This is a genomic window from Anabaena sp. UHCC 0399 (assembly GCF_034931465.1).
Lineage (GTDB): Bacteria > Cyanobacteriota > Cyanobacteriia > Cyanobacteriales > Nostocaceae > Trichormus > Trichormus minutissimus.
On the sequence record NZ_JAYGGZ010000002.1, the window covers coordinates 135415 to 154479 of the forward strand.

Genomic DNA, 19065 nt, shown 5'->3' on the forward strand with positions numbered 1-19065 from the left:
AGCTGACTAGCCTCAAATAAACTTCTGCATGGGTAATTGGTAAACATCAATTACCCATTTATTGTCAATGCTCACCTCTACCCTCATCGCCTCACCACGCCAACGCCACCAATAATACAGTAACTTCACAAAGAAAAAATCTTCAGCGTGCAGGATATCTACCAAGGAAGTCAGTCCGGGAAATTTGTTTTGTTTTTTTAGTTAAGGAAAATTGTTTGATAATATACATTAAGGAATCATTAACTACATCATCAATTTTTATTGATATCAAAATGCACAAAACTGTTTTCATGTCAAGTAACTTTTCCAAATTGATTGAATATTGTTTGTTATTGCTTGAATAATTCAAAAAAATATTAATTTTTAGTTACCAAGCTCATTAATGCCACCATCGGAAACAGCATTTGTTAAGCTGGGATAGCAAAGCTCTGTATTAATCAGACTAGTATAACTATCCGAGTTTCTTCAGCATCAAAGATGACGAAATCACAATATTTTCCAGGACATAAGCCGAATTTATTGCAATTTTTTGACAACCTACCAGATTGGAAATAGGTTAAACCTGAAGATGAAGACCAAAATTAAGCATCCCCTTATACAGATGCCTAAAGTAGACAATAGTCTGATACTAGCTAGCTAATATGTTCTCTCTTTAACTTTTTGAGAGCTATAATTTCATCTGTATTAGATAAAGTTTTGCTTTAAGTCAGCAAATATCTGTAATCCCAACTGTCAAATCCCTTTTTAATTGATTAAAATATCGTTGGATACAATAATCAAAGTTTGTCAAGATTCAGAGGTGTGAAATCTCAGCATTGCGCTAATGTGTGAATAAGGCTGAATTTCTGAAATCTCAACCAACTGCCATTGGGGTAGTGTCCAAAACCTTTACTAGCTAGTAAAGGCGGTTGACACGTAAAAAGTTCCGTCTTTAAAGACAAGAACTAACTCCATTGGTATCTTGATTTAATTGGAAGTCTTACCCAATTCTCCGGACTGACTGTTTTATGAAGGAATTGTAAAAATGGGTGACTCAATGCTTCTGGAATAAGTTAACATGAAATACACTATATTCTAGGTAATTTGTGTTTTACATAATACATAAAATTATGTAAAGACAGCTTTAAATTCCTAAGAATATAAAGATAATGCCACTGCAATTCAAAAAAACTTTAGAGAAAATTTAAGTGCATCACTACCATGTTTAATGTCTTTTTGATATTAGTGGCTTTACCTTGCTTAATGACTTCATGATTAACACACAAAAAAAGTGCAATTTTTGTGAAACAGGCTACAATCGAAACAGTCTTTATAGGAAAATATGCCCACAGCCATAATTCATTTATACCGAGGGATAAATTTTTTGATCAAGACAAGTTTTTTTAGAGAAGCCAGTTAAAAGTTGTATGCGAAAGCAACAATTTTGGCTGGCATTGATAGGTGAGTAAGTCAGCATCCACTGCGGCTTTTCCCATTCGTTAAGGAAGAGCAAAACTTCCTAAAAACACCAGGGTAATCAATCTAAAACCCTATTGTTTATTAACTAGCTCAATTTAAAAAGAGCAGTAACCAAGTCTTGAGTAATTGATTCTGCAAGGAGCATGAGGAACGCGGCATGAACCAGGCTAACAACGTACTCGATAGCATTTATCAGCCTGACCTAGAAATAATGAATCAGCCTGAAGAAATCGAGTTAGAAGACCTCTTAATTGAAGAAGAAGAAGAGGACTTGCTGCTTACCGATGAAGGCGAAATTGATGATTTTTTAGAGCCTCAGTCTGATGAGGACGACGCAAAGTCTGGAAAAGCCGCTAAATCGCGTCGTCGGACACAAAGCAAGAAGAAGCACTACACTGAAGATTCGATTCGTCTTTACTTGCAAGAAATCGGTCGAATTCGGCTGTTGCGTGCTGATGAAGAAATCGAATTGGCGCGGAAAATTGCTGATTTATTGGAATTAGAACGGGTTCGAGATAGGTTGCAAGACCAATTAGAACGCGAACCCGAATATAAAGAATGGGCAGAAGCCGTACAACTACCATTACCAGCATTTCGTTATCGTCTGCACATTGGTCGCAGAGCGAAAGATAAAATGGTGCAATCGAACCTACGTCTTGTAGTTTCAATTGCTAAGAAGTACATGAATCGCGGTTTATCATTCCAAGATTTAATTCAAGAAGGTAGTCTTGGCTTGATTCGGGCTGCGGAGAAGTTTGACCATGAGAAAGGTTATAAATTCTCCACCTACGCTACATGGTGGATTCGCCAAGCCATCACCAGAGCAATAGCAGACCAATCCCGTACAATTCGTCTACCTGTTCACCTCTACGAAACCATTTCGCGCATTAAGAAAACTACCAAGTTGTTGTCTCAAGAAATGGGACGTAAACCAACAGAAGAAGAAATCGCGACTCGCATGGAAATGACCATCGAGAAACTACGGTTCATTGCTAAATCTGCTCAATTACCAATTTCACTAGAAACACCCATTGGTAAAGAAGAAGATTCCCGCTTAGGTGATTTTATTGAATCCGACGGTGAAACCCCAGAAGATCAAGTTTCTAAAAATCTTCTCCGTGAAGACCTCGAAAAAGTCCTCGATAGCCTCAGCCCTCGTGAACGTGATGTTCTCAGACTGCGCTACGGTTTAGATGATGGTCGGATGAAGACCTTAGAGGAAATTGGTCAGATTTTCAACGTTACCCGTGAACGGATTCGTCAAATAGAAGCCAAAGCACTCCGTAAGTTACGCCATCCCAATCGCAATAGCGTACTTAAGGAATATATCCGGTAGTCCTAAATCAATAGTCAATTATCAATAAATAATCAAGCTTTTTCAATCTTGAACTTGACTGTGGACTTGCGACTATTGATTAAAAATAATAAAAAACCTGGGAGATAATTTAACTCCCAGGTTTTTTGTTTATCTCTTTATTATTACGAGGCAACCTGACATCTTAAAACTTATACCAACTCAAAAGATAGAAGCAACACATTTACCTAGGTAATAGCGCAGTGGATTACGCACCTACGTGTCTATTTGTCGCATCTTTTTAAACTAGTATTACAGAATGCCCCAGAAATGTAAAAAGCCTTGACCAGAGAACAATTCAATTAATACAGCCGCTAAAAAACCAATCATTGCCAAGCGACCGTTCCAAATTTCGGCTTGGGGAGTAAAGCCCCAACGCCAAGCGTTGCGATCTTCGATTACAGGAGCTGTGATTTTTGTTGTGTCTGTCATGATTGGCACTCCAAACTGAATTTGCTAAGGATTGTTGCCTTATGTAAACTAATATAACAATATTTTTTAGAAATGCAACATTTCTTTATACTTTTCTGGCGATAAATTGACGGCGATTTTCGCATACATCAAACAAATAGCTTGATACATCTATCTTTTGATATAAATATTTCAGATCAGAACAGGTAACTACCTACATATGGCAATATTAATAATCCTGATTATTGGCAGAATTTAGCAACTTTTATGGAATATTTTCAAAAGCTAATAGTTTTTCTGTCGTAGATAATTTGCAAAAATTGGACTGTCAATCTCTTGTCTATCAATCCCTCTGACTTCTCAACTTCAAGGGAATGATAAAATACTCAGATGTAATTCCTGCAATTGTATTAATTAAAACGAAATAATGAGACTGATGAATGCCAAGATCAACATAAGGATGTCATAACGGTATCACCAGCACTATGCCAGAACTACACCAATCAATTGCCCAACACTATCATGAACGGACTAAATATGACCCTGATACCCTTGCTGCTAAAAGTCAGAGTTTAGATTGGGCTAAACAGCCAGTACCTTTTAAGGAGTATAGAATTGGTTCTGATATTGACCTCAAACCTTATATTCAAGAAACTCCAGAGGCGTTTGTCAATGACCCTAATGCCCAATGGTGGCAAAGACTTTCGCGGTTTTTGTTTCGCAGTTACGGATTGACAGCTAGAATGCCTTCTTTGGGGAATACGGTATATTTACGTTCTGCCCCCAGTGCCGGGGGATTATATCCTGCGGAAGTGTATGTAGTGTCTCGTGGTACACCCCTATTACCGCCAGGGCTGTATAACTACCAATGTCGGACTCATTCACTGACCCACTATTGGGAAAATGACACGTGGCAAGCATTACAAGAAGCTTGTTTTTGGCATCCGGCTTTAGAAAATACCCAATTAGCAATCATTGTAACGGCAGTTTTCTATCGTTCTGCTTGGCGGTATGAAGACCGTGCTTATCGGCGGATTTGTTTGGATACAGGACATTTATTGGGCAATATAGAATTAGCAGGGGCAATTACTGATTATCGCCCGCATTTGATTGGTGGTTTTATTGATGAAGCAGTTAATAATTTACTTTATATAGATCCATTACAGGAAGGAGCGATCGCTGTTTTACCTCTAGCAGACTTATTAGATATCAGACAAAATTTACCATCAGGATGTACTGCCCTCCCCTCAGCTACAGAAACTAACTATCCCCACATACCGGATGGTGAACTTCTGTCATATTTTCATTGCTACACCCAAATTAATACTGGTATTACGGGCAACCTGAATTTACCTACAGTCAAACAACCAAAATCCTTAGAAGATAAATATAATTTTCCTTTCTGTCTTAAAGTTCCCACTACCACCACACCCATTGATTGGGGAAACCATCTCTCAGATTTAGAACTTACCATCCACAAGCGGCGTTCTACCCGTGCTTACAATGGTGATGAGTTAATTCTAGATGAACTTAAAGCTTTACTCGATTTCACCTATCAATCCCAAAATTATCTAGACCAAAATTTAGATCCTGCACCTGATTACTTTGATTTGAATTTAATCCAAACATTTATTGCTGTTTGCGGTGTTAAAGGACTAGAAACTGGTTGTTACTATTACGCACCCAAAGCCCAAGAATTACGACAAATCAGGTTTAAGAATTTCCGGCGAGAATTACACTTCCTTTGTTTGGGTCAGGAACTAGGTCGAGATGCTGCGGTCGTGCTTTTTCATACAGCCGACCTGAAATCAGCTATTGCTCAATATGGCGATCGCGTTTATCGTTACTTACACATGGATGCTGGTCATTTAGGGCAACGTCTAAATTTAGCTGCCACTCATCTCAATTTAGGTGTCAGTGGTATCGGTGGCTTTTTCGATGACCAAGTAAATGAAGTTTTAGGAATTCCTGCTGATGAAGCTGTGATTTACATCACTACTTTAGGTCGTCCGCGATGAAATAAATCACAAGGTTTCAAAGAATTTTAGATTATAACTAGCTCTCTAGTGTAACTATTTTATTTGTCTTTATGTACGGCTCATTAGTGAGATAAAACCTGGAAATACCAACAAATTATTTATTTGTATTGACACTCCCTAATAAGTAACTGCCAATTTGGGATAATTTGTTTTATTTCCCTTCTCCTCAAGTTATTTTAATATTTTTACTAATAAAGCAAATCACAACTTTTTGAAAAAATAAGTAATCAATCAATAATGTTATTACCTGACGATGAAAGCCAACGCCTCGAATTTTTACAAAAATGTCAGATTTTAGATACACCACCGGAAGAAGCTTTCGATAATCTGGTGCAGTTGGCTGCTGATATTTGTGAAACACCAATAGCTTTTATTAGTTTCATAGATACTGATCGGGAATGGTTTAAGTCTAAAGTGGGAATAACTGAATCAGAAATACCACGGAGCATTTGTTTGGGTAATTATACTATTTTGCAAAGAGAAATATTAGTTATTCCAGATATTTTGCAAGATGATAGGTTTGCTGAAAATTCTCCAGTATTATCAAACTGTCATGCGCGTTTTTATGCGGGTATTCCTTTAATTACTGCCAATGGCTTTGCAATAGGTAGTTTGGCTGTTATGGATTTTGTACCACGGTACTTAAACCATAAGGTACAGGCTTTATTATATAGATTGGCAAGTCAAGTAATCAGCCAAATTGAGTTACACCAAGAGAAAAGAATTCATGTCGAAGAACGGGAAATAATTGAACACGCACTACAGACAAGTGAGGCTAGACTCAGAGGTATTATCGAGGCTATTCCTGTCCCATTAATTATTTCACGGGTAGCAGATGGTTTAATTTTATATAGCAACTCAGAATTTATTCAAAAATTCCAATTAACTAATGATGATTTAGTAAATCGGCATATTTCAGAGCTATACCAAAACTCGAATGACAAACAAAAAACTTTAGCAGCATTAGCTCAAAATGGTTCTTTAGTAAATTACGATATCCAATTTAAGCGGACTGATGGTACATTATTTTGGGCTATTGCATCACTACAATATTTAAATTTTAACAACGAATATGCTATTTTAACTATTCTTTATGATATCACTGAACGGAAAAATGCCGAGGTAAAACTCCAAGAGCAAAATTCCTTCTTGCAAAATATTTTTGCACTTATTCCTTTAATGATTGCGATTGTTAATACCGATGGTAAAGTTCAATGGGTAAACCAAGAGTTAGAACGTATTTTAGGTTTGGATTTAGAAGATTTTCAAACTCGTGATGTTTTAGCAGAGTTGTACCCTGATCCTGAATATTATCAGTCTGTGATTAATTGTATTCAATCCGCAGACAGCTCTTGGAATGATTGGAAAACTTTGTTACCCAATGGTCGGTTAATAGATACATCTTGGGCAAATATCCTACTTCCTAATGGTCAAATCATTGGGATTGGACAGGATATTACAGCACGTAAACAAACTGAACGCACACTCAAAGCTCAAGCTGAAAGAGAGCAACTAATGCGAACTATTGCTCAAAGAATACATCAATCTTTAAATCTTCAAGATATTCTCAATGCCACAGTTCAAGAAGTGAGAGATTTACTAGAAGTTGATCGCGTTGTAGTTTATCAGTTTGATCTAAATATGATTGGTAAAATTGTTGCCGAATCAGTACAACCAGGATGGACAATTTCTTTGAGTACAGACATTGAGGATACTTGTTTTCAGACAGGGGCAGGAGCAGAGTATTACCAGAGAAGAAAACGAGCGATCGCTAATATTTATGAAGCTGGACTGACCAATTGTCATATTAAATTATTAGAACAATTTCAAGTCAAAGCCAACCTAGTCGTACCAATTTTACTAGAAATGGGGGAAGGGGATATCAATCCTCACCTTTGGGGTCTTTTGATAGCACACCAATGTTCTAGCACCAGGATATGGAAAGAACATGAACTAGATTTACTTGATCAACTTTCTGTACCAATTGCGATCGCTATTCAACAATCTTACATATTTCAGCAAGCCCATAATGAATTGGCTGAACGACAAAAGGCAGAAATTAAATTAAGAAATGCCTTAGCTGAAAAAGAAATTTTATTAAAAGAAGTTCATCATCGGGTTAAAAATAACTTGCAGATAGTTTCTGGATTATTACAGTTGCAGGCTCAAACCCTCAAAGACCCTGAACTAATTAAAACATTAAGAGATAGTCAAAATCGTGTTGAATCAATATCTATGGTTCACAAAAATTTATATACTTCTCCTGATATTGGTCAAATTAATATTACTGAATATATTGATAATTTAGTAACTAGTATTATCACCTCATATCATATAGTACCAGGAAAAATAATTGTAAGAACGGATATTCATCCCATTCATTTGAATATTGACCAAGCGATCACCTGTGGCTTAATCATCAACGAACTAATGTCTAATTCTCTTAAATATGCTTTTCTTGATCAAGAAAAAGGCATGATTATCATTAGGTTACGTCCTATAAATAACAATATTGAAATGATTATTCAAGATAATGGTGTTGGTTTACCGAATGATTTAGATTGGCAGAATCCAGTTTCTCTGGGTCTTTCGTTAGTGTATGATTTGGCAACAGAACAATTAGAAGGAGATGTGACTGTAGAATCTCTTAATGGCACATTATTTAAAATAAGCTTTCCACAATAAATTATTATTGATTAATTAATTTAATAAATTTAAAAAAGAGCAATGGAAACAGCAAAAATTTTAGTAGTTGAAGATGAAGTCATTGTAGCTAGAACTATTGCCAGTCAACTTACTCAACTAGGCTACACAGTGATAGGTACAGCTTCTTCGGGAAAAGTAGCGATCGCTAAAGCATTAGAAGCTAAACCAGAGTTAGTTCTAATGGATGTCATCCTCAAAGGTGAAATGGATGGGATTGATACCGCTAGTTACATTAGGGAACACTTAGATATTCCCGTTATATTTTTAACCGCCTATGGTGATGATAATACTTTAGAGCGAGCAAAAATTACCCAACCTTTTGGATATATTATTAAACCATTCACATCTAAAGACTTACGCATAGCCATTGAAATTGGTCTTTTAAAACATCGATTAGAACGAGATATTAGAGAAAATCATGATAAATTAGCAACTTTGTTAAATTCGATTAGTGATGCGGTGATTGCCACTGATGATCAGGGACTTGTAACATTTATGAATCCCGCAGCCGAAGCTTTGACTGGTTGGCAGCAGAAAGATGCTTTAAGTACAGATGTATCTAAAATTTTTCATCTTGTGGATGAAGTTACAGAGACTAAATTAGAAAATCCAGTCACCAAAGTTTTAAGAGAGCAACAAGTAGTTTATTTAAAAGAGTTCACATCTTTAATAACTAAAGATGGCAAACGAGTACCTATTGGTGATAGTGCTTCCCCTATTATGGGATTACCTAATCAAATAAATGGTGTCGTTATTGTTTTTTGGGATCTCAGTGAACGGCGTAAAACAGAATTACTAGAACAAGCCTTACATAAAGAACAAGAACTAAACAATCTAAAATCGCTTTTTATATCTACTGTTTCCCATGAATTTCGCAATCCTTTAAGTGTGATCCAAACCGCAGTTGAATTGATAGAATTGCAAGGAGAAAATTTAACAGAAGTCAAGAAAAATACTTATTTAAGAAGAATTAAGATTGCAGTTGAATCCATGAAGAATTTGATGGAAGATGTATTATTTATGGGAAAAGCAGAAGCTGACAAGCTAGAGTGTAAACCTGCACCTTTAAATTTGAAAGAATTCTGTCAAGAACTAATAGAAGAATTTACATCTTTAACAACTAGTGGACATGAAATTCTTTTTAACTGCTCTAGTGAAGCAACGGATGCTTTCATGGATGAACGACTCTTAAACTATATGTTGGTAAATCTTCTTTCTAATGCTGTTAAGTATTCTCTTCATCGTAAAACTATTAGATTTGATTTAATTTGTGACCAACACACTAATTTAGCAACCTTTAAAATTCAAGACGAAGGAATTGGTATTCCTGATCCGGATCAAGCACGCCTGTTTGAATCATTTTATCGAGCCTCCAATGCTCAATCAATCCAGGGTACTGGACTAGGTTTAGTCATAGTTAAAAGATGTGTTGAAGCCCACCAAGGAACTATTATTCTCAACAGTGCAGAAGGTAACGGCACTACATTTACAATCACTTTGCCTTTAGAGGTGGTAGGGGACAGGTGATAGGCAGGGAGGGGTAGACAAGGTAGATTATATTTCCAATGCCCAATTCTCAATATTTAATTTTCTTGCCGTACACCACCTACTACGGATCTAACTCCACCATCAGAAAATGGATCTGTTCCACCAGTCCAGTTGAAGTCACTAATACGGATGCTAAATCCACCTAATTCCAATACGGGATTGTAGCGTAGGGTGATGCCGTAGGTGCGGCGGCTATACTCTAAGATATAGTCAGTGCTGCTTTCTCTACCTGTATCTAAGTTAACTGATGTTTGAAAGCCCAAGCGGAAAGGGCCATATATTTGTTGTGAGATCCCAACACCCAAAACTTTATTATCAACAGAGCGGTCGAATAAAAAGGGTGATAGACCACTGTTTAAACCTTGGGAGTAAGTCACATTAAAAGCTGTGTAGTCTAAAAATGGGCGAGAAAAGTGTCCTATTTGCCCGACTAAGGCAACTGTGCCAATGAGGGTGTTTTGATTATCGCCATTGGTATAATAACTAGTAGTCCCAGTGACACCAGCGATCGCTTGCAAGTAAGGGACTACAGGCCTGGGTGTATATTTTAATCCCTCAGTAGCGGTGGGTACTAGTGGTTTTCCTTGCCACAGTAAAAATCCTCTACTGAGAGCCGCACTAGTTTGGAAGCGTCCTAGGGAGATGCGATCGTTCTCGCGGTTTGGCTCTAATAAGTCTTGGCGGTCTGTATTGGCGTTAATATACTGTGCGCCTGCTTGATAGCTGAGGTTAATCCCACTTTTTCCTAGGGCAATTACTGGCGAAGTAATTACACCCCCCAAACTACTTTGGACAGTTTGAAAACCCAGTGTACCGTTATAAAGGCGATCGCGGTAGCTATATTCCCAATTGACAATGTGGGGGTTCACATCACCCAATGTTTGGCGCAACCGCAAACTGGCCTTTAAATTCTCGTCTACCTCGTCTAAGTCAAAACTAGTTAGCTCTCCAGAACCCTGAAGGATAGCTTTGGGACTCAAAATCGCATTTAACCTACCTTTCACTCCAAACAATGAGGCCGGATCAGCATTACCTTGTATTGCTTTCTGCACAAAAAATTGGGGTGTAATCTGCAAGCGTGCTTTGTCTGTGTTAATTACCGTAAAACCCCGCTCTACAAACAACCCTCCCCGCCTAGTACCATCGTAGCCAGGGGAGACAATTAACGGGGTTGTCTCTCGCTCTCGGCGGTCGATTGTCTGCTGATTAATGGGAAGGGGTAAGACAAAGTTTTGGTCAAATACTAGGCGTTGTCGCTCAGTAGTAATCCGGTCAATTAGGGGAGCTTCCCTGGTCACTGTCACCTTATCAGCCCGTAACTCTAGTTCTGGGGGTGAAAAGGGGTCATTAGTAATGCGGACATTTCTAGCTTGCCAACCACGGGGATAAAACTCAATTTGTCTAGCTTCAAACCGCAGTCGCTTCACCTCACCCCCTGATTTTGGTGGGGGGACATTACTCGCGTCTGCTGTACCGCCGAGAGTAAATTCAAGACCACCGGGACTGCTAATGCCTGTAGTGGGTTGATTAGCACGGATGCGATCGCTCGGCGGGTCTGTGGGAACTCCTCCGCCTGTGATATCCGTGGGTAAGAAAGCAAAATCTTCTGATGCTGAAGGGACGTTAATCTCACCACTACCGTTTTCTATATCGCCACTGTCTTGCAAAAAATTATAGCTAAAACGTTGTCCCCGTAATACTTGGTCGCCCCTTGTGAGTGCCACATTACCTTGCCCAACGGCAATTAAATTATCTAAATTAACTTGCACGCGATCGGCATCTACGACTGCACCATCAAATCGCACCACCACGTTACCTTCAGCCGTGACAATTCGCCTTTGCTCATCGTATTCTTGGCGATCTGATGTAATTTCTACAATTCTGGTTCGGACTGGTGGGGTATTTGGTGCGGTTTGAGCTTGTGGGTTACTTGGGGAAACTTTTATAGATGATGGAACTGAAGGTGGGGTTGTAGCGTTGCGGGATTTAAACTCAATGACATTTTCAATTGCTTGGTTCGTAGGTGCGCTATCAGTGGCAGATACGGAGAGATTAATGCTATCCCCAGACTGTTGTACGGTAATATTTTCTTTCTGTTCTTGCTTAATTAAGTTCTCGGTGACAACAGGTTTTTCATAATTTCTGGAACTGGGGAAAACCTGGGTGAGAGAGTCTGTTTTTTTCTGAATGGGATAACCAATTACCAAAGGCTGCCCCAAATTGGTCGCACTATGAGTAGTGAGAGGGGAAAATTCTGGCGCAAAAGCTTCCGGTGGACTGATAAATACTGCCGATTTTTTAGCGGCTGATAGAAGATTATCTGGTTGATAAGAGGTAGGGGGCAGGGGGAGGGAGGCAGGGGGAACTAAAGGTACAAACCGTCCGCTAACGCCCCTCCCTGCGGGACGCTGCGCGAATGTGGGTGATTTTTCCCCCTGCTCCCCTGCTTTTTCATGATTGGGTGCAGCATCTTCCCTAACCTCTACAATTGGTTGCTCATATTCATTCGGTGACGCTGCATTAACAATTTTAAGTTTTGACCCTTCACTTTTTTCAGGAGCAAGATTTTGGATGGGGAGTTTTTGAGGTGGCGTTTCCGGTTGTGCTGGGGAAATTTCCTGGTGATTTGGGCTACTGCTATCAACATTGCCAACGGCAGAAAACTGCTTATTACCCGCAGATAAAGTGGAATTTGCTGGTTGTATGGGTTCAACAAGAGGAGGAGGTGTAGGGGGTAGAACTGGGTGAAGCATAGGAACACAATCAACCTAACAAATAGCCAATTAATAGCCGGAAGGACGAATTTACCTTGTCTCTCCCGGCTTTTGCTTTCTGCTTATATACAGCAGGCTTTCCGGAAAAAGACACCAAACTGTAAGGAAAAACCTCTCAGCAAGTGTCTGTAACGTCTGGTGTTTTCTAGCTTCCGGCAGTCACAGATACTTTATCTAGTTCCTACTCTGCATCCCGACGGCCGGGGTTACGAGCTGGGTCATTCGACAAAAATCCGAATACAAAAATACCCACGAAGAAAGCTACCACAATATAAACAGCGATTTTTAAACTTACCATCGGTGATCTCTCCAAAATTTATGATAAAGAAGCTCTTTCTCAGTATCTGCCATGCAGAAAAGATAGCTCTTTTATATTACCCACAACTCGTTCCTTTTGGAGAGAACTACGGTGATACTTAAGTAACTAGTCGTCTCTAGCCGACAATTTAAAAGGTAGATGTCCTTGATGGCGATCGCTGTTTCTATTTGAGATTAAGACGTGGGCTAACGGCTAAGGTTTCCCGGTAGATTATATTTCCTACAACCATTGCCCCATACCGAATGACTATTGAATAGCCAGTTCTGTCACTTTTGCTAATCGGCTTTTGATGACGCGTGCAGGTACACCTACAGCTACAGAAAATGGAGGAATATCTTTATTAACTACTGCTCCTGCGCCAATGACACTACCTTTACCGATAGTGACACCATCTAAAACCGTAACTCCATGTCCTAGCCAACAGTCATCCTCAATAACAATTCCTTTGCGCGTCACATCTTGGTATTTAATTGGCAGTGTCAGGTCTGCAAACTTGTGATTGTTAGCATATATTCCTGAATGCGCTGCGATCAGACAACGCTTACCAATTTTGATGTCTCCTGGCCCAACAATACAGACACTAGGGCCAATGAAAGTCTCGATATCAATATCAATACAAGTATCTTTCAAACACCCTATATCAACATTGCGCTCAATCCATACTCCCTCTCCTAGCCGAATTCGGTTGTTAGGGTGTCCTTTAGCATCAATCCGCACACCTTTAAGTATGTATGCTCCACTACCAATTTCAATACAGGAAGTGCTGATAAATTCGACTCCATTTTGGATATAGACTGAACTACCCATCTGATCAAAAATCTGTCTATAAACGATATTTCTTAATTTTGTCCCAAGGGTTAATCTGGGAATATTTCCTAAAGCAGTGGTTACAAAAAGTTCTTGAAAACGCTGCCATTTTAATTTGTATTGCTGATTATTCATGACCTAATTATCAGATGAATGGTGTTAAGAATGCGGAAGCTGTATTGAAGATGTCTTCTTTGTTGCAGTAGTGACATTTATGTCTAGATTTCTGAAGTGATACATCATTAGGAGAGCAATTTATTAAATACCCATTATTTCCAGTAAATTCTTCCTTACTGGGTAAACTAATTTACTTAATTTAAGACCTGGGTAGTTATTAAGATTACGCCCTAATTGATATATGGAAAATCTACACATCAATTGAGTAAATTGTGCTTGGTATATCTGAAAACACAATAATTTGTGACAGTCTTGATCTATCAGTACCAACAACATAATTGCACTGATTCACAAATCAAAACTGAGGTATTTACAGAGCTTTTTTCAGCCTACTCGGTTATAAAATTGGCTTTGCTAGACAAGTAATCCTTGTATAAACAGGCGAAAATTTAGTGACAATTAATTGTAAATCCAGTCATTTTCTAGCCCAATTTAACAAGATTGAGTCAACACCACTAATTTTATACAGGTTGTATGAATTGCACAAAAAGTTTTACCTACACGCACAAATTATATTTGTGTTGTATTTTGGTTATTTTTTTTATTTAAAACACAAACAAGTTAGGGTGGAGTATCTCCAACTTCAGCCATCACATTAAAATTTACCATCGGTGCAAACAAGTAAGCTTTTCCCCGATCGCTATGACGACTTTCTTGCAACGAATTTCTAGAGTAGTCTGCTCTAATCATGTTGCACACAGATGATTTATAAATTAACGACGAAATGACACTTTTAATTAGATGGATCGATTTTGACAATAATTGCTTCCCAGCATAACACACTTTATTTTATGTGAAGCAACCCCAATAAAAGAATTTTATTTAATATTGGTGACATAGAATAAATTGGAGAATTGAGAATATTATTAATGACATAGTATTCAATATTTGTCTTTTTCTGTCTGTAAATAAAAATACATTTTCTATGATTAATAAAGAGTGAATTGCTAACTTACAATATGTCTTTATTCTCAATAATGGCGAAAATATGATGTTTACGCCTTTGTTGTAGATAACTCATCTGTTGGGGTGTAGGTTGAGAACGAAGAATCACGAAAATATACTAAATACTCAAACATGAAATTAACACGCTCCGGCAAAGCAATATGATTCAGCAGATGTGGATGCTTTGATTATTCTGCAACGAGCGATAGCATCAGGACAAAGTACAGCGATAGTCACGTCGTCAAAAAACTTACTTTCCCTGACTCAAGAAAATCAATCTAGCATCAAACTAGCGGATCAAGCCGTAGCAGAAATTGCTTTTTCTACCGTCGTTGCTTTTACCTATGTCAAAAAATACTGAAGATCCAGCATCTCTGAGTACATGAAATTTAATAACACCGAGTGAGGCGATCGCCTCAATAACAGATTTGATCTAGATTCTTCAATAAATATAATTATTATTTTGGGATCATGAGCAAAAAGATAACTTCGCAACCATATCAAAGAAAATTAAGTATTCTTAGCGAAATCGCTGCATAATTGCGAATATCTTCAGAAAATAATTAAATTTTAATAAAATTAAGTATAAATTTTCAGTGTGAGCATATAGCAAAATACTATTAGTATGAACTAATAGCCAATAGATGCGTGTAAATTTCAATGCTTAACAAAGTCATGACATTTTTACAAACATAGTATAAAGAATTGGCAACAGTGGGTAAAGACAGTCAACAATAGCCATAGCTAAAACTAGGAACTTTGCTAACCTATGCAGCCGATTCGCACATTCAACGTTTCTCCTTCACTACCGTCACGACTCGAACCAATGCGGAAGTTGGCATACAACTTACACTGGGATTGGAATGTTGAGACTAAAGATTTATTTCGTCGTTTAGACCCCGATCTGTGGGAATCTAGCCATCACAACCCAGTATTGATGCTGGGTACGATCAGCCAAGCACGGCTTGTGGAAGTAGTGGAAGATGAAGGCTTCCTGGCGCAGATGGATCGTGCCGCTCGTCAATTAGAAGACTATTTGCAAGAGCGCACTTGGTATCAGAAACAGCGCAGTCAGAAACCAAAGGAATGCTACGCCTATTTTTCGGCTGAATTTGGACTGGTAGATTGTCTACCTATCTACTCTGGAGGCTTGGGTGTACTGGCAGGAGATCACCTCAAATCTGCCAGTGACTTGGGTTTACCTCTGGTGGGAGTGGGTTTACTCTACCAGCAAGGCTACTTTGCTCAGTATCTCAATGTCGACGGCTGGCAGCAGGAACGTTATCTCATTAACGATTTCTACAATATGCCCTTGCACCTAGAACGCAATGCCGACGGTTCTGAACTGCGGATTGCCGTAGATTATCCAGGGCGCAAGGTATACGCTAGGGTTTGGCGGGTACAGGTGGGAACAGTACCCTTGTATATGATGGATACCAACATTGAACCAAACAACCCCTACGACCACGACATCACAGATCAGCTCTATGGTGGCGACATCGATATGCGTATCCACCAGGAAATCATGCTGGGTATCGGCGGTGTACAGCTATTAAAAGCTTTGGGTTATGACGTGACCGCCTACCACATGAATGAAGGTCACGCCGCCTTCTCAGCCCTAGAGCGCATCCGCATCTTGATTCAAGAGCAGGGATTAAGCTACGCGCAAGCTAAACAAGTGGTGATGTCCAGCAATATCTTTACTACCCATACACCTGTCCCGGCGGGGATTGACTTGTTCCCCCCCGACAAAATTATTCACTACCTGGGTTACTACGCAGATATTTTTGACTTACCCAAAGAGCAATTTTTAGGACTGGGACGCGAGAATACAGGTGACTTGTCCGCGCCCTTTAGTATGGCAGTGCTAGCCTTGAAGATGGCAACCTGTTCTAATGGTGTTGCCCAACTGCATGGTGTAGTGTCGCGCCAAATGTTCCAAGGGTTGTGGAAAAAAGTCCCCGTAGAAGAAGTACCAATTACAGCCATTACCAATGGTGTCCATGCCCGTAGTTGTGTCGCCAAACCCACTCAGGAGTTATACGATCGCTATTTAGGCCCAAATTGGTCATCAGCCGCACCCGATAGCCCGCTATGGGAACGCATGAATGCCATTCCTGATGAAGAGTTGTGGCGCAATCACGAGCGTTGCCGTTTGGATATGATTCTGTATGTGCGGGATCATTTAGTCAAGCATTTACTTGATCGTGGTGCGTCCTCCTCAGAAATTGCCCAAGCCCAAGAAGTCCTTGATCCCAATGTTTTAACCATTGGTTTTGCTCGGCGGTTTGCCACCTACAAACGTGCTACTCTGTGGATGCGGGACATTGAACGTATTAAACGGATCTTATTAGGCAATAAAGAGCGGAAAGTGCAATTCGTGATTGCTGGGAAGGCACACCCAAAAGACATTCCCGGTAAAGAACTTATCCGCGAAATCAATCACTTCATCACTGAACAACACCTAGAAAAACACATAGTTTTTGTTCCCAACTATGATATTCACATTGCCCGGTTGATGGTAGCTGGTTGCGATATCTGGTTAAATACACCCCGTCGTCCCCGCGAAGCCTCTGGTACTAGTGGGATGAAAGCAGCCATGAATGGATTGCCTAATCTCAGTGTGCTAGATGGTTGGTGGGATGAAGCCGATTACGTCCGCACAGGTTGGGCAATTGGCCACGGCGAAAACTACGAAGATCCCAACTACCAAGATGAAGTAGAAGCCAACGCTCTCTATGATTTATTGGAAAAAGAGGTAGTCCCGCTATTCTATGACCACCGCGATGTTGATGGCTTACCCCGTCCTTGGGTTGCCAAAATGAAAGACGCAATTCAGTTGAATTGTCCTTTCTTCAATACAGCGCGGATGGTGGGAGAATATGCACAAAGGTCTTATTTCCCAGCTAGCGATCGCTACCATACCTTAACCTCTGACAACTATGTTCCAGCTAAAGAACTAGCAGATTGGAAGGCTAAACTCGGCGAACATTGGTTTAATATCAGAATCAAAGATATTGACGTATCTGTCGCCGCAGACATTGAAGTTAATCAAACCGTTGGTGTAAAAGCTAAGGTTGATTTGGCAACTTTAACAAATGACGATCTGCAAGTAGAACTATATCAAGGTTCAATTGATGCCAACGGCGATATTGTCAACGCTACACCTGTCGTCATGGATTACCAGGGACAGGATACGCAAGGATTAAGTGTTTACACTGCTGATATCATTTATACCACCTCTGGTTTACAAGGCTTGTCCTTGCGGGTATTGCCAAAACACCCACATTTGTCTAGTGCTTATGAACCTCGCTTGATTGCTTGGGCTGAGTAAGAGTAGTGAGTGCTGAGTGGTGAGTGCTGAGTGCTGAGTGCTGAGTGCTGAGTAGTGAGTAGTGAGTGGCTATCTAGTTCATCTTCGTGGGTTTGAGTTCTACTCTTTTGTGGGTAGTTTTGAGTATTGAATTACAACTCATAACTCATAACTCATAACTCATAACTCAGCACTCAGCACTGATTTAGGGATGACAATGTAACCTGTAGTGCGATCGCCTAACACCAAGTTACGTTGTTCACCCCAATACCACCAGTAAGCAGCCATATAAGCACAAATCAGGCTATCTAGTTTATCTTCTGTGGCTTTGAGTTCTGCTCCTGTATAGGGAATTTCATCAGTCAGCAAATTACCCAGACACAAAAATGGTTCAAACTTGGGCAGAATCTCGACAATATATTGATAAAGTTTAATTAATTCTAAGCGACGCTCACTGATGCGTCCTTTTTTGTATTTAAGAATGCGTTCTAAGCCGAATAAATTGACTATGGCGGGATGGGGAAATACTTCTATCTGATATCTACCCGGTATTTGTGGTGTAATTTCGGGTGCATGGGCAAAGCCACGGGATTCTAATTCTAAGCCAAAATTAATCGTGCGATCGGCAAAGGGAAGATTTTGGTTGGCAGGGTAACAGCCGGCGTGATATTTACCGAAATATTTGTGAGTTAGTTTATCAGGAAGACGACTACCTGTAGGGTTAGGAATGAGGGTAGGCGCATCTACGGCGATGAGTGCTGGTTGATTTGGTTCTACCCAGGTATCTATCCAAGTTAGGATATCTGCGATCGCATCTTTCCGTTCTAAGTCAACTATCTCTAATTTGCCCTCAATTAATTGCAGACAACATAAACCACTCGGTTGAGACTTCCAACCAAAATCAATCCCAATAAATTTCATAAACTGCACATAACAGAACTGATGCAACCGTAACTGAAGAATGGGAAATCGTTAGCCATGACCCGTCCAATAAAACCGGGAATTTCACAATAGTTGATAATAAGATTGATTTTATGATATAGCTGACAAAAAAAAGTGTGTTGCTGAAATTTTGTCTAGCAAACTTCTTCAAGGTGTAGCTATCATAATATTATTAAACTAAGCTAATACCTGGAAGATGTTTGCTTATAATCTTAGCAGTAACACACTTTCAATAAATGATGTATTCTCTTTCAAAAGAATCACAAAATTTA

General features: G+C 39.4%; 13 protein-coding genes. 6 read left to right on the forward strand and 7 right to left on the reverse strand.

Translation table 11 applies throughout. The annotated features are described in order from the left end of the window. Positions 1 to 12 precede the first annotated feature (12 nt). Entirely contained in the window at positions 13 to 165 is a 153-nt protein-coding gene (locus VB693_RS01530; RefSeq protein ID WP_323264759.1) for a hypothetical protein, read from the reverse strand. A gap of 1450 nt (positions 166 to 1615) precedes the next feature. On the opposite strand from VB693_RS01530, the gene rpoD reads away from it, so the two are divergent. Further along, positions 1616 to 2794 carry an RNA polymerase sigma factor RpoD gene (gene rpoD, locus VB693_RS01535; RefSeq protein ID WP_190696769.1) on the forward strand — a complete coding sequence of 393 codons (1179 nt, stop codon included), beginning with the start codon at positions 1616 to 1618 and terminating at the stop codon, positions 2792 to 2794. 270 nt (positions 2795 to 3064) lie between these two features. On the opposite strand, the gene VB693_RS01540 is transcribed toward rpoD, so the two are convergent. Beyond that, positions 3065 to 3244, reverse strand: coding sequence for a chlorophyll a/b-binding protein (locus tag VB693_RS01540; protein ID WP_015139003.1), 180 nt, complete (start codon positions 3242 to 3244; stop codon positions 3065 to 3067). 464 nt (positions 3245 to 3708) lie between these two features. On the opposite strand from VB693_RS01540, the gene VB693_RS01545 reads away from it, so the two are divergent. From VB693_RS01545 to VB693_RS01555, 3 genes are all read left to right on the forward strand, one after another. Continuing rightward, a complete protein-coding gene (locus tag VB693_RS01545) occupies positions 3709 to 5241 on the forward strand; it encodes a SagB/ThcOx family dehydrogenase (RefSeq protein WP_323264760.1) in 1533 nt (510 codons plus the stop codon). Between the two features lie 258 nt (positions 5242 to 5499). Beyond that, positions 5500 to 7947, forward strand: coding sequence for a GAF domain-containing protein (locus tag VB693_RS01550; RefSeq protein WP_323264761.1), 2448 nt, complete (start codon positions 5500 to 5502; stop codon positions 7945 to 7947). A gap of 42 nt (positions 7948 to 7989) precedes the next feature. Continuing rightward, the gene (locus VB693_RS01555; protein WP_323264762.1) at positions 7990 to 9495 is read left to right on the forward strand and encodes an ATP-binding protein; all 1506 of its coding nucleotides are present in this window, start codon (positions 7990 to 7992) and stop codon (positions 9493 to 9495) included. Positions 9496 to 9551: 56 nt separating this feature from the next. Here VB693_RS01555 and VB693_RS01560 read toward each other — a convergent pair whose 3' ends face one another. The 4 genes from VB693_RS01560 to VB693_RS01575 form a co-directional block, all read right to left on the reverse strand. Next, on the reverse strand, positions 9552 to 12269 hold the full coding sequence (locus VB693_RS01560; protein WP_323264763.1) for a DUF3769 domain-containing protein: 2718 nt from the start codon (positions 12267 to 12269) through the stop codon (positions 9552 to 9554). A 202-nt stretch (positions 12270 to 12471) separates the two neighbouring features. Next, positions 12472 to 12588: a photosystem II reaction center protein I gene (locus tag VB693_RS01565; protein ID WP_190696783.1), complete on the reverse strand. Its 117-nt coding sequence runs from the start codon at positions 12586 to 12588 to the stop codon at positions 12472 to 12474. A 267-nt stretch (positions 12589 to 12855) separates the two neighbouring features. Beyond that, entirely contained in the window at positions 12856 to 13551 is a 696-nt protein-coding gene (locus VB693_RS01570) for an acyltransferase (RefSeq protein WP_323264764.1), read from the reverse strand. Between the two features lie 603 nt (positions 13552 to 14154). Further along, positions 14155 to 14283 (reverse strand): hypothetical protein, encoded by a 129-nt coding sequence (locus tag VB693_RS01575; RefSeq protein WP_323264765.1) that lies wholly within the window; start codon positions 14281 to 14283, stop codon positions 14155 to 14157. A gap of 430 nt (positions 14284 to 14713) precedes the next feature. On the opposite strand from VB693_RS01575, the gene VB693_RS01580 reads away from it, so the two are divergent. Further along, positions 14714 to 14899 (forward strand): hypothetical protein, encoded by a 186-nt coding sequence (locus tag VB693_RS01580; RefSeq protein ID WP_323264766.1) that lies wholly within the window; start codon positions 14714 to 14716, stop codon positions 14897 to 14899. Positions 14900 to 15307: 408 nt separating this feature from the next. Next, complete coding sequence (glgP, locus tag VB693_RS01585) at positions 15308 to 17872, forward strand: alpha-glucan family phosphorylase (protein ID WP_323264767.1); 2565 nt, start codon at positions 15308 to 15310, stop codon at positions 17870 to 17872. Between the two features lie 159 nt (positions 17873 to 18031). Here the strand turns inward: glgP and VB693_RS01590 are convergent, their stop codons facing one another. Further along, on the reverse strand, positions 18032 to 18772 hold the full coding sequence (locus VB693_RS01590; protein ID WP_323264768.1) for a DUF429 domain-containing protein: 741 nt from the start codon (positions 18770 to 18772) through the stop codon (positions 18032 to 18034). Between the last annotated feature and the right edge of the window lie 293 nt (positions 18773 to 19065).